9 protein-coding genes are annotated in these 12,663 nt (G+C 70.1%); 6 read left to right on the top strand and 3 right to left on the bottom strand.

Annotated elements, in window-relative coordinates:
* Positions 1–7: 7 nt before the first annotated feature.
* Positions 8–1,330, top strand: coding sequence for an ABC transporter substrate-binding protein (locus NAG42_RS11380; protein ID WP_250030172.1), 1,323 nt, complete (start codon positions 8–10; stop codon positions 1,328–1,330).
* A 6-nt stretch (positions 1,331–1,336) separates the two neighbouring features.
* On the top strand, positions 1,337–3,412 hold the full coding sequence (locus NAG42_RS11375) for an alpha-galactosidase (protein ID WP_250030171.1): 2,076 nt from the start codon (positions 1,337–1,339) through the stop codon (positions 3,410–3,412).
* Here the strand turns inward: NAG42_RS11375 and NAG42_RS11370 are convergent.
* Positions 3,409–3,849 carry a MarR family winged helix-turn-helix transcriptional regulator gene (locus NAG42_RS11370; RefSeq protein WP_250030170.1) on the bottom strand — a complete coding sequence of 147 codons (441 nt, stop codon included), beginning with the start codon at positions 3,847–3,849 and terminating at the stop codon, positions 3,409–3,411. The genes NAG42_RS11375 and NAG42_RS11370 overlap by 4 nt on opposite strands.
* Before the next feature lie 95 nt (positions 3,850–3,944).
* Here NAG42_RS11370 and wrbA point away from each other — a divergent pair, with 95 nt between their 5' ends.
* The gene (wrbA, locus tag NAG42_RS11365) at positions 3,945–4,568 is read left to right on the top strand and encodes an NAD(P)H:quinone oxidoreductase (protein WP_250030169.1); all 624 of its coding nucleotides are present in this window, start codon (positions 3,945–3,947) and stop codon (positions 4,566–4,568) included.
* Between the two features lie 28 nt (positions 4,569–4,596).
* A complete protein-coding gene (locus NAG42_RS11360; protein WP_250030168.1) occupies positions 4,597–6,021 on the top strand; it encodes an MFS transporter in 1,425 nt (474 codons plus the stop codon).
* Between the two features lie 100 nt (positions 6,022–6,121).
* Here the strand turns inward: NAG42_RS11360 and NAG42_RS11355 are convergent, their stop codons facing one another.
* Positions 6,122–7,249, bottom strand: coding sequence for a TetR-like C-terminal domain-containing protein (locus NAG42_RS11355; protein ID WP_250030167.1), 1,128 nt, complete (start codon positions 7,247–7,249; stop codon positions 6,122–6,124).
* A 200-nt stretch (positions 7,250–7,449) separates the two neighbouring features.
* Between NAG42_RS11355 and NAG42_RS11350 the strand changes: the two genes are divergently transcribed.
* Both NAG42_RS11350 and NAG42_RS11345 read left to right on the top strand, forming a co-directional pair.
* A complete protein-coding gene (locus NAG42_RS11350) occupies positions 7,450–8,916 on the top strand; it encodes a cellulase family glycosylhydrolase (protein WP_250030166.1) in 1,467 nt (488 codons plus the stop codon).
* Positions 8,917–8,937: 21 nt separating this feature from the next.
* Positions 8,938–9,477, top strand: a complete 540-nt coding sequence (locus NAG42_RS11345; RefSeq protein WP_250030165.1) for a GNAT family N-acetyltransferase — start codon at positions 8,938–8,940, stop codon at positions 9,475–9,477.
* Positions 9,478–9,499: 22 nt separating this feature from the next.
* On the opposite strand, the gene NAG42_RS11340 is transcribed toward NAG42_RS11345, so the two are convergent.
* Positions 9,500–12,655, bottom strand: coding sequence for a LamG-like jellyroll fold domain-containing protein (locus NAG42_RS11340; RefSeq protein WP_250030164.1), 3,156 nt, complete (start codon positions 12,653–12,655; stop codon positions 9,500–9,502).
* Positions 12,656–12,663 lie beyond the last annotated feature (8 nt).

Genomic DNA, 12,663 nt, shown 5'->3' with positions numbered 1-12,663 from the left:
TCACCCCATGCGGAAAAGACTCAGCGCCCTCCTGATATCCGTGCTCGCCCTCTCGGCGTGCGGCTCCGGCGGCGACGACTCGCCGGAGGGCACGGCCGCGGCCGCCTCCTGCGCCCCGTCGTCGGGCCCGGTCACCATCACCTACACGACCTGGATCCCCGGGATCGAGAAGGTGGTGAAGCTCTGGAACGACAAGAACCCGAACATCCAGGTCAAGGTGCAGACCGGCCCGAACGGCAACGGCGGCACCTACCAGAACTTCTTCAACCAGCTCAAGGCGGGCAACACCCCCGACCTCGGCCACATCGAATACGACGCGCTGCCCAGCTTCCGCGTCCAGGACGGCCTGCTCGACGTCGCCCAGTGCGACATCGTGGCCAAGGCCAAGGACCAGTTCATCCCGTGGACCTGGAACCAGGTCAGCTTCGGCGACGCGAAGTCGGCCTGGGGCATCCCGCAGGACTCGGGCCCGATGGCGCTGTTCTACCGGGCCGACCTGTTCGAGAAGAACGGGATCGCCATCCCGAAGACCTGGGACGAGTACGCGGCGGCGGCCGAGAAGGTCAAGGCGGCCGGCGGCTACATCACCAACTTCTCGCAGAGCGACATCAACCAGTTCGCCGGCTTCACCTGGCAGGCCGGCGGCCGCTGGTTCGCCAACGACGGCCAGCAGTGGACGGTCAACCTGACCGACGACAAGACCAAGAAGGTCGCCGGCTACTGGCAGAACCTGATCAGCAAGAAGCTGGTCTCGACCGTCCCGCCGTGGACCACCGAGTGGGACAACGCCTACAACTCCAGCTCGGCCTGGACCTGGGTCTCCGCGGTGTGGGGAGCCAACTCCATCATGAGCGGCGCGCCCAAGACGGCCGGCAAGTGGCGGGTCGCGCCGATGCCGCAGTGGACCGCCGGTGACGACGTCGCGGGCAACTGGGGCGGCTCGGCGACCGCCGTCTTCAAGAGCTCCAAGCACCCGTACGAGGCCGCGCAGTTCGCCCTGTGGCTGAACACCAGCGAGGAAGCGCTCGCCCTGCTCAACAAGGAAGCCCAGCTCTACCCGGCCACCACCGCCGGAACCAAGTATTCGTACCTGGCCAACCCGGTCGAGTTCTATGGTGACCAGAAGATCTACGAGGTCTTCGCCGACGCCGCCACCCAGGTGACGCCCGACTTCACCTGGGGCCCGACGATGACCTCGACGTACGCCAGCGCCTCGGACGGTTTCAAGGCGGCGGTGTCCGGCCAGGGCACCCTCGACGAGGCCCTCGCGGCCACCCAGAAGCAGACGGTCGAGACCCTCAAGTCCCAGGCCATCCCGGTCAAGGAGTAACACACGTTGCTGATCCACCTGCAGGCCGCGGGCACCAGCTTCGTGCTGGACGCCCGCGGCCCGCAGCCGCCTTCGGTCCTGCACTGGGGCGCCGCGCTCGGCGACCCGGCCGACGAGGACCTGGCTGCGCTCGCCTCGGCCGCTGTGCCCGCCGTCCCGCCCAGCTCCCTCGACACGCCGCCGCGGCTGTCGATCCTGCCCACCCTCGGTGACGGTTGGAGCGGCCGGCCCGCCTTCGCCGGCGCTGGTCGGCCCCGCTGGCACCTGTCCGGGGTGTCCCGGCCGTCGCCCGCTTCGGTGCTGGTCACGCTGGAGGCCGAGGGCCTGCTCGTGGCGACCGAGATCGAGCTGAGCGCTCAGGGGGTGCTCCGGGTGCGGCACCGGCTCGACAACACCGGCCGTGAGCCCGTCGACGTCGGCGGGCTCGGCGTGGTGCTGCCCGTGCCGGCGCGTGCCTCCGAGGTGCTCGATTTCAGCGGCCTGTGGGCGTACGAGAGGAAACCGCAACGCATCGCGCTGCGGAACGGGGCCTGGGTGCGCGAGACCCGCCATGGCCGCCCCGGGCACGACGACCCCTATCTGATGATGCTGGGCACGCCCGGGTTCAGCTTCGGCGAGGGCGAGGTGTGGGCGGCGCACCTGGCGTGGAGCGGCGACAAACAGCTCTGGGTGGAACGTTCCAGCCTCGGCCCGGCCGTCCTCGGGGCGGGGGAGTTGCTCGCTCCGGGCGAGGTGCGGCTGGCTCCCGGCGACTCCTATGCCACGCCGTGGACCGTGGCCGTGTGGTCGGCCGACGGCATCGACGGTGTCTCGGCCCGCCTGCACGAGTGGATCCGCTCCCGGCGGGCGCCTCTGACACCGCGGCCGGTGGTGCTCAACACCTGGGAGGCCGTCTATTTCGACCAGTCCCTGGAACGACTCCGGCCACTGGTCACGGCGGCGGCCGAGGCCGGGGTGGAGCGATTCGTGCTCGACGACGGCTGGTTCCGGGGTCGCACCGACGACCGGCGCGCCCTGGGCGACTGGACGGTCGATCCGGTGCGCTGGCCGCAGGGCCTGACCCCGCTGATCGAGGCCGTCCACGAACGCGGCATGCAGTTCGGCCTCTGGCTCGAACCCGAGATGGTGTCGCCCGACTCCGAGCTGGCCCGGGCCCATCCCGACTGGATCCTGGGCGGCCCGGACGCCGCCACCTGGCGCCATCAGCTGGTGCTCGACCTGTCGATCCCGGCCGCCTGGTCCTTTGTGCTCGACAGCATCGCGGCGCTGCTCACCGAGTATCCGATCGCCTTCATCAAATGGGATCACAACCGCGACCTGCTGCAGGAAGGCTCGGCCCACCGCCAGACGACCGCGCTCTACCGCCTGCTGGCGACGCTGAAGCACCGCTTCCCGGACGTCGAGATCGAAAGTTGCGCCTCCGGCGGCGCCCGCATCGACCTGGGCATCCTCGACCACGTGGACCGCTTCTGGACGTCCGACACGAACGACGCCCTGGAACGCCAGCAGATCCAGCGCTGGACCGGCATCCTCATGCCCCCCGAGCTGCTCGGCTCGCACGTGGGCGCCCCCACCGCCCACATCACCGGCCGCCGCGGCGACCTCAGCTTCCGGCTGGCCACGTCGTTCTTCGGCCACCCCGGCATCGAGTGGGACCTGACCACCGCCCCACCGGCCGACCGCGCGCTGATCGCGGCCTGGGTGACCGAATACCAGAAGCGCCGCGCCCTGCTCCACACCGGCACGGTGGTCCGCTCGGACGGCGACGACCCCACCCGCCTGATCCACGGCGTCGTCTCACCCGACCGCCGGTCCGCGCTCTACGCCCTGGTCTCGCTGCGCGCCCCCGGCACCGCGATCCCGCCCCCGATGCTTCTCAAAGGCCTCGATCCCGTACGGCGTTACACCGTGCGCCCCCTCACCCTGGGCTCCCCACCGCGAACCCTCCAGGACGCCCCACCCCCGTGGCTGCAAGCGGGCGAGGTGACGCTGACCGGCCGCGTGCTGGCCGAGGTGGGCCTCCCGGTCCCGTTGCTGACACCCGAGCAGGCCCAGCTCTTCACCGTCGAAGCGGCCCCCTAGGCCGACGATTTGCCGTCGACGTTGGTGGACATGGTGTGCAGGACGTCGGGCAGCTGCCTCAGCGTGGCGGCGGGCAGGCCGCGGACCGTCTCCTGTGCGAGGGTGACCCACAGTTCCCGGATCTGGCCGGCCAGCGCTTTGCCGCTGTCGGTCAGCGCCACGACGGTGGCGCGTTTGTCGGCCGGATCCGGGGTGCGCCGGATGTGGCCGGAAACCTCCAGCTTCCGAGTCATCAGCGTGACGCTGGGGGGCTCGCAGCCCAGCGCCTCGCTGAGCTGAGCCTGGATCAGCGGGCCGGTCCGGTCGAGCTCGAGCAGCACGGCTTCTTGGCCCACGTGCAGGCCGAGCGGGGCCAGCAACTGCGCCGCCCGGGCCCGGTGACGCAGGCTGAGCAGGCGGATGGCCTGGTTGAGGGCGTCGGCGTACTCGGAATCCATGGGCACTCCTTGACAACAGCTTTCGTTACGCGCATAAGATTATGCGCATAACCATTATGCGCGTAACCAATGCTACACAGACTCGAGGAGCCGGTATGACGGTGAAGGTCGCAGTCTTCTACTACAGCTCAACGGGCACAGTTCACGCCCTCGCGAAGGCCGTCGTCGAGGGCGCCGCCTCGGCGGGGGCCGAGGTGCGACTGCGCCGGGCCGCCGAGTTGGCCCCCGCCGACGCCATCGACCAGAACCCGCGGTGGCGCCGGCATCTCGACGCCACCAGCTCGGTGCCGGTGGCCGAACTCGACGATCTGGCCTGGGCCGACGCGTACGCGTTCGGCACGCCGACCCGATTCGGGACGCCGGCCGCGCAGCTCAAGCAGTTCATCGACCAGGCCGGCGGCCTGTGGCGCGACGGAGTCCTGGCCGACAAGCCGGTGACGGCCTTCACCTCGGCCTACAACCGGCATGGCGGCAGCGAAGCCACGATCCTCGCCCTGGGCAACGTCTTCTACCACTGGGGCGCGCTGATTGTGCCGCCCGGCTTCACCGACGCTACGGTCTACGCCGCCGGCGGCAACCCCTACGGCACCGTATCGACCGGGGGCGCCGGCCCCGACGCCGCGGCCCTCGATGCTGCCCGCTACCAGGGCCGGCGGTTGGCCGGCTTCGCCGTCCGGCTGAAGGGTGCCCCCCTCGTCGTGGGCGCTGCCCAGGCCTGAGGAGCGGTTCGATGAAGCGGAGGAAGTCATGACGAGTGCCGGTGCGGACAACCAGGTGGTCAAGCCGTACACCGGCTCGTCCTGGCTGGTTCTCGCGCTGGCCTGTGCCTGCCAGTTCATGGTCATTCTCGACGTGGCGATCGTCGTCGTCGCGCTGCCGGCGGTGCAGCGGGATCTGGGGTTCACCGACACCGGACTGGCCTGGGTGGTCAACGGCTACGTCCTGGCGTTCGCCGGTTTCATGCTGCTGGGCGGTCGCGCGGCTGACCTGTTCGGTCACCGCCGCATGCTGGTGTCCGGGCTCGTCCTGTTCTCCCTGGCCAGCCTGGTGGCGGGCCTGGCGACCAGCGCGGCGATGCTGGTCGTCGCCCGCGCCGCGCAGGGGCTGGGTGGCGCGATGCTGGCCCCGGCCACCCTTGCCGTGATCAACACCTGCTTCTCCGAGGGGGTGCGGCGCGGCCGTGCGTTCGGGGCGTGGTCCGCTTCCGGTGGCGTCGGCGGCATGGTCGGTGCGGTTGCCGGCGGTGTGCTGACGACCGGGCTGTCCTGGCGGTGGGTGTTCCTGATCAACGTGCCGATCGGGGCGGTGCTGATCGCGGTGGCGATGGCGTCGCTGACCGCGCGACCCGGCCGCCGCGAGGCGATGGATCTGGCCGGTGCCATCACTGGTACGGCCGGGTTGGCGGCACTGATCTACGGAGTCATGCAGACTGCTGACAACGGGTGGGGATCCGCGCGGGTGCTCGTCCCAGTCGTGGCCGGCGTCCTGCTGCTGGCGACCTTCCTGCTGGTGGAGCAGCGGTTCGCCACGGCGCCGATGATGCCGCTGAGGCTGTTCGGCAATCACCGCGTGGCGGTCACCAACGCGATGCTTTTCCTGTTCGGTGGCATCGCCGTCGCGATGTGGTTCTTCACCTCGCTTCTCATGCAGAACGTGCTGGGCTACAGCGCGCTCGAGGCCGGGCTGGGGCAGACGCCGGCCGCGGTCATGTTCGTGGTGGTCGCGCGGTTCGCCGCCGGCTGGCTGCCGAAGACCGGCGTGCGTCTGCTGATTCTGGCCGGGTGCGCGAGCTTCGTAGCCGGGTTCGCGTGGCTCTCGCAGGCGGGCGTCGGCAGCGACTACGTGGCGAGCGTCCTGGGCCCGACACTGCTGGTGGCGATCGGCATCGGCCTGGTCTTCCCGACGCTGATGGCGTCGGCGACCGCCGACGCCGAGCCGCGCGACGCCGGCATCGTCGGTGGCCTGGCCAACACGGCCGGCCAGGTCGGCGGTTCCCTGGCGCTGGCGGTGTTCGCGACCGCGGCCGCCGCCCGCGCCGCCTCGCACAGCGGTACCAGTTTCTCTCCTGAGGCCCTGGCCTCCGGCTACGAACTGGTCTTCGGCCTGGCGGTCGGAGTCGCCCTGGCAATCGCCGCGGTGAGCCTGCTGTTGCCTTCACGACAGCGGAACTGAACCGCGACGACAGGAGACATCGCGTTGCCCACGGGGGTGACCGCCCGCCGGCGGCCGACCCGTCGAACCCGAGGACACGGCCTGGCCACGGCGGGCGGCCTTACATGGTGGTCTCGATGACCTGGTCGATCAGCCGGATCAGCGCCATGGTCCCGTCCGGCGCTCGCAGGCGGACCACGACGTCGACCCGCGAGCCCGCCCCCCACGTCGGGCCCAGGCGAGCTCCCGCCGAGAACTCCTGACTGCCCAGGGTCGGCGGATCGCCTTCGATCAGGGGTGCCACCCACACCTCGTCGCCGTGCACCACGACGATCCGGTCGGCCCGCAGATGAGGTGGCAAGGTGTGCGGCTTGTCGGCGACGACCCGCACCCCGGCCGACAACCGAGTCTTGTTGCCGTCGGCGCGGAGAAGCGGATCGTGGGAGGCCGTGAGGGAGAAATCACGGTTGAGGAACACCGAGACCGTCACCGGGCAGTCGCCGAGCACAGCCTTCTCCTGTGGCGCTTCCGTCATCAACAACAGCGGCTGCGACACGTCGGCCGCCCGCAGCATCGCGCCCATCGGCACCTCGTCCAGCCACCGGAACGCCCGCTCGACCGCGGGCGGGACGATCACCGGCTGCTGCTGCACGTATTCGGGTTCCCGGAGCGGGGCGACCCCGGTCAGGATCATGTCGAGCAGCGTCCGCAGAACGGAGGACCAGTCGCCCCGCCTCGTGCCGAACACGCTGTGATAGGTGACCGCGGCGGCGAGAACGTCGACGATCGCCTCGGTGTCGACGTCCGGTGGCAGGTCGCCCCGGACGATACCCCGCTCGAGCACTGTGGTGACGATTTCCCGCCATCGGCGCTCGCTCGCCTGCCGCAGGCGCTCGACGCCGTCGACGTCGTTCCCGCTGACATTCAGCACCAGACGCAGCAGCCCATGTGTCACGCCGGACTGAACCGAGTAGAAACCGACCATCTGGTTCATCGCCTGGAAGAGCTCGGTCCGGGTGTCTCCGAGATCCGCGACATCCTCCACCAACCGCCCGCGGCCCTGCACCTCGGCATAGACCACCTCCGGTTGCGGGCAGAGCCGATGGAACTCCTCGAAGCTCATGCCCATCCGCTGGGCGACGGCGGAGCCGAAGCTCATCTGCGCCGTCCACCACTCCTGAAAAACTTCTTCGACCGCGTTGACGACGGCCGCCTCGGTGTCCGGATCCAGTTCCGGCGGATCATTCACGCGCTCACCCTAGAACGGCCGTCCGCCGGCCGACGAGGCTCAGCGCGCACCGCCGCTTGGCACGCGGTAGTCATTGCCGAAGGCGCGCGGTGGAACTTACCGTCGTCAATAGATGCCCGATCGCATCCATAAACACCGAGACGGTGGCTCATCGCCGAACCTCCGGGTGCTCATCCCCCCTCGTGAAGGCTGGGTTCCCCATGCCCAAACTCCGCTTCCGTGCCCTGGTCCTGGTCGGTTCGCTGCTGCTGACCGCGGTTCTGCCGGCCTCGCCGACCCGCGCCGCGACACCATCCGCCGCGCCCAGCCTGGCCGGCCGGATGGCCGCCGTCCTGGAGGCGAACACGATCAACTACTACCCGTCCAACGCGGGGTGGACGTCGATGTGGACGACCTTCGACGCGGCCCGCATCGACGCCGACCTCGGCCGGGCCGCCACGCTCGGCGCGGACACTGTCCGGGCCATCGTCTTCCCGCAGACGTTCGGCTATCCCGAGCCGACCTCCGGGTATGCCGCGAAGCTGGCCCAGTTCATCAACATCGCCGAGGACAACGGCCTGGACGTCAAGCTGACCCTGTTCGACTGGTGGTCGAACTGGACCGATGTGGACAACAGCGTGATCTGGGCGGTCAGCCTGCTCTTCCCGTACGTCGACGACCCGCGGGTGCTCGCGGTCGAGCTCAAGAACGAGATCCCGCCGGGCAATGCCGCCGCGATCGCCTGGGCCCGCGAGCTGATTCCGGCGATCCGGGCCACCGCCCCGACCATGCCGCTGACCCTGACCGTCGACGGCGCGAGCGGGGCCGCCGGCATGGCCACCCTCAAGTCTCAGCTCGCCGGTACGCCGCTGGACTACTACGACTTCCACTTCTACGGCGCGTCGGAGCGCTCCCTGGCCGAGATCCGCCGTGCTCAGGCCGCGGTGGCCCCCACCCCGGTGGTCATCGGTGAGACCGGGTTGAGCACGCTGTCCTCCACCGAGGGTGAACAGGCGGCCTACCTGGCCCGGGTCTTCCGCGCGGCCCAGGAGACGAGCATCGGCTCGGTGGCGCCGTGGATCCTCGACGACTTCGCGCCCGGCGCCATCCCGGCCAACTCCTCGGTCTCCACCCAGCCCGCGCAGTACAAGTTCGGCCTCCACCACACCGACGGAACCCCGAAATCCGGCGCTGCCGTGGCCGGCGCCGGGTGGACGGGCGGGACACTGTCGAACAGTGTGCTCAACCTCGGGTTCGAGTCCGCCGCGGTCGATTCACCCTGGCGGCAGTACCTTCCGCAGGCCGGCGCGGCCGTCATCGTCACCGACACGGCCCGTACCGGAAGCCGGTCGGCCCGGTTCTCCGGCACCACCCGTACCTCGAGCGGGCTGCCCTCGCTGCTCACCTCGCCGATCACGCCGGTGCAGGGCGGCCTGGCCTGGCATGCCGAGGCCTACGCCCGGGGCACCGCGGCCACGGGCATCACCGAGCTCGCTCTGAGCTGGTTCGACATCAACGGCACGTGGGTCGGCCAGAACACCTCCAACCGGCTGCCGACCGGCACCACCGGCTGGACCAAACTCGCCGTGGACGCCACCGTCCCGGCGGGCGCGGCAAGCGTCCAGCTGCACCTGAAGTCCGGCGACAACACGGGAACCGTCTGGTTCGACGACGTCGCGGTCACCTGATGCGTGAGCAAGAGTGGATCCATGCGCACGATCACGACCGACCGCCTTCTGCTGCGTCCGTGGCAGGAGGACGACGCCGGCTTCCTCCTGGATCTGGAGTCACGCTGGGAGGTCGTACGGTTCCTCGGCGCGCATCCCACGCCGATGAGGACGCGGGAGGAGGCGCTCGCGTCGATCAGGCGCCGGCGTGCCCTCGACCACCCGGTTCACGGCATCTGGGTGATCGCCACGGCGGACGGTGCGCCGGTGGGTAACCTGCTGCTCAAGCCGATCCGCTTGTCGGCCGGGGAGCCGTCCGGCGGACCGGACGAGGTCGAGATCGGCTGGCACCTGCATCCGGACGCCTGGGGGCACGGCTATGCCACCGAGGCGGCGCAGGCCGTCCTTCACGACGCGTTCGGCCGCGGGCTGGCGAGGGTCCTCGCCGTGACGGATCCGGGCAACCATGCCTCCCAGGCCGTCTGCCGGCGGCTCGGCCTGACCGCCCTCGGACGCACGACCAGGTACTACGACACCGTCAACGAGCTCTTCGAGGGCTCACCCCGCATGGTCGCGGGATGAGCCCTCGGACAGCAGTGCCAGGTCAGCGAGCCTCGGCCGTGTAGAGGGCCGCGACCTCCTCGTCGGTCAGGGAACGGTTGTAGGCGTGGACCTCGTCGACCGCTCCGGACCAGAAGTCGGTCGCGTTGCCCGCGTACTTGGCCCGGCCGACCGTCAGCGGGCCGGTGCTCACCACGTCCGGACCGGCCGGGACGGTGGCCACCCGCTTGCCGTCGACGAACAACCGGACCTCGCCGGTGGCGTGGTCGCGGACGCCGGCCAGGTGGTACCAGCGGTTCAGCTCGGGCGTGAGCTCCAGCCGGGCCCGGTTGCCGCCCGGCGTACTGAAGGCGAAAGCACCCTGGCCGTACTGGAGATAGAACGGGTTCTCGCGGGCCCGGCCGTCCTGGCTGAGGACGGTGGCGTAGTTGCCGGGCAGCTTGTCGAGCGAGGCCCACGCGGAAACCGTGTAGTCCTTGGTGGTGTCGAGGACCGGCGCCGCGGTGCCGGCCGCGTCGCCGTCACCGTCGAACCTCAGGGCCGAGCCGTCGACACCGTCCACCCACGACGTGTTTCCGGTCAGCCCCAGCGAGGCGCCCCCGCTGCTGTCGCGGGCGGTGGTGCCGCTGCCCTCGTTCAGATTCCAGTCGCCGCGGCCGGGGAAGGTCGCGTCCGCCGCGGCGGTGGCCCCGGCCTTGATGACGGCCGCGTTGATGGCCCGTACGGGAGCGGGGTTGACCTTGATCTGCCGCCGGTCGTAGGTCCAGAGGCCGTTGAGCTCGGTCTCCAGGTCGGTGATCTGCGTGTAGACCGAGCCGGACAGCTCCGCGCCCGCCGCTTCCCGGTAGAACCGGTCGGTGTTGTCGACATACTTGGCGGTCAGCGCGGCCTTGTCGGCGACACCGCTGTAGATGGCGGCCGGCGGGCCGGGCCACATGTGCCCCGGAGTGCGCAGGGTGAAGCCGCCGTGCTCGCCGTCCATCGCGATGCGGGTGGCGTCCGGGTAGGGCGGGTCGTTGTTGACGTAGTCGTGGTGGTCGATCACGTCGCCCCGGCCGCTGTCGCCCTTGGAGGAGCAGCAGTTGACGCCGCTGTGAGCGTTGAGGATGCGGGACTCATCGAGCGCCTTGGTCTCGTCGGCGATCCGCCCGGTGGCGGCGCGGTCCCACTCGCCCCAGCCCTCGTTGAAGACGATCCAGCCGATGATCGACGGGTAGCTGTGGTGCTGCCTCATCATCTCGCGGCCCTGGCTCAGGAACGCCTCCTGGCCGGCCGGGCCGGTGATGTCGGCCGAGACGAAGTCCTGCCAGACCAGCAGGCCGAGCTCGTCGGCGTGCCGGTACCAGCGGGCCGATTCCACCTTGATGTGCTTGCGGACCGCGTTGAAGCCGAGCTTCTTGGTCTCGACCAGGTCGAACTTGAGCGCCGCGTCGCTGGGCTGGGTGTAGAGGCCGTCCGGCCAGAAACCCTGGTCCAGGGTGGCCAGCGAGAAGATCGGCTTGCCGTTCAGAACCAGCTTGGGGAAACCGCCGACGGTCTGGACGGCGACCGTGCGCAGGCCGAAGTAGCTCCGCACGGAATCGGTGCCCAGCTTGACGTCCAGGTCATAAAGGTACGGATCGTCCGGGCTCCACAGCCGGGGATTGCTGACCGTCAGCCGCAGGTCGGTGTTGGTCGCTCCGCGGACCTCGCCGACCTTCTTGCCCTTCCTGTCCCGCGCCACGATCGTCGCGGTCGCGGTGGCCGACGACCGGACCTGGATGGTGGCCGAGGTCAGCGTGGGCGTGACGACGACCTCGTCGATGGCCCCCGCGGCAACCGGCTCCATCCAGACGGTCTGCCAGATGCCCGACGACGGCTCGTAGACGATGCCGCCCGGGTTCAGCGACTGCTTGCCCTTGGGCTGGTCGGGGCCGGTGACATCGGTGACCGCGACGACGATCTCCTGCCGGCCGGTCTTCTTGAGCGCGTCGGTGATGTCGGCCGTGAAGGCGTTGTAGCCGCCGGTGTGCTCGGCGACCAGCGTGCCGTTGACCCAGACCGTGGCCTGGTAGTCGACCGCCCCGAAATTCAGCTTGATCCGCTTGTTCCGCCAGCCACCCGGCACGGTGACGAGCTTGCGGTAGAACATGTGGTCCTCGCGCCGCTCGATGCCGGACAGCTGCGACTCGACCGGGAACGGCACGGTGATCCGCTCGCCGAGGGCCCGGCCGAAGACCGGCTGCTCGCCCGCTTCGGCTCCGGCGAACTCCCACGGCCCGTTGAGGTTGAGCCACTCTTTGCGGACGAGTTGAGGGCGCGGATATTCGGGCAGGGGACGCTGCTTGTCGACCTTGTCGCCCCACGGCGTGGTCAGCCGGTGCGTGGAGTTGTTGGTCGCCGAGCGGATGACCTGCGGGACCGTCTCGCCGCCGACGACCAGGCCGCCGGTGCCGTCGTAGTTGACCCGCACCCGCTGGTTCTTCTGCACGGTCGCGCCCAGCTTGAGCACGATCCTGCGGCCGTCCCGCCGCGCCGAGGTGATCGGGAACGGGGTGGTGTCCACCTCGACCTTCGTCGTCGTGGCGAACTGCCCGAGGGCGGTCACCGGGGCGTCGAAGTCCGCGGTCAGCGTCGTACCGGTCCGGTCGACGGTGAAGGCGACCGGGAACACCTGGAAGCCGTCCGGCGGGGTGAACGCCGACTCGGGCACGAGCTGCTTGGCGATCCCGGCGCCGGCCCAGCGCAGGAAGAGGTTCGCGCCGCCGACATCCTGGAACATCTCGATCCGTACGGTATGGGCCTCGCCCGCGACCAGGTGCACCGGCGCACTGTTCTGCTCGACGTCCCAGTCGCCGACCCAGTGGTCGATCACCGGCTGGTCGTCCAGGAAGAAGCGGAAGCCGTTGTCGCCGATCATCGAGAACGTGTAGTCGCCGGTGGCCGGCGCGGTGAGCTTGCCGGTCCAGCGGGCCGTCGTGTGCTCGGTGCGGCCGGTCAGGGACTCGAACGTGCCGGCCAGGCCGGGCAGGTCGATGGCCGGGTCGAGCACGACCCCGCCGAGCTCCGCGAAGTCGCGCGCGCCGGGCGCCGACATGCGGAAGTACTCACCCTTGAGACCGTGGACGGACGCGGCGGACGCGGCGCTCGCGGGCGCCACGAGGACGGAGAGGACGAGGAGGACAGCCAGAAGGAGAGGTCGCAGGGGAGATCGTTGCACCGAGTGTT

The organism is Paractinoplanes maris (assembly GCF_023544465.1).
Taxonomy (GTDB): Bacteria; Actinomycetota; Actinomycetes; order Mycobacteriales; family Micromonosporaceae; genus Actinoplanes; species Actinoplanes maris.
This window is presented reverse-complemented; position numbering and strand designations above follow the sequence as displayed.

Coding starts and splice junctions, on each gene's coding strand:
- NAG42_RS11380 (WP_250030172.1), top strand. CDS start 8: ATGCGGAAAAGACTCAGCGCCCTCCTGATATCCGTGCTCGCCCTCTCG.
- NAG42_RS11370 (WP_250030170.1), bottom strand. CDS start 3,849: ATGGATTCCGAGTACGCCGACGCCCTCAACCAGGCCATCCGCCTGCTC.
- wrbA (WP_250030169.1), top strand. CDS start 3,945: ATGACGGTGAAGGTCGCAGTCTTCTACTACAGCTCAACGGGCACAGTT.
- NAG42_RS11360 (WP_250030168.1), top strand. CDS start 4,597: ATGACGAGTGCCGGTGCGGACAACCAGGTGGTCAAGCCGTACACCGGC.
- NAG42_RS11350 (WP_250030166.1), top strand. CDS start 7,450: ATGCCCAAACTCCGCTTCCGTGCCCTGGTCCTGGTCGGTTCGCTGCTG.
- NAG42_RS11345 (WP_250030165.1), top strand. CDS start 8,938: ATGCGCACGATCACGACCGACCGCCTTCTGCTGCGTCCGTGGCAGGAG.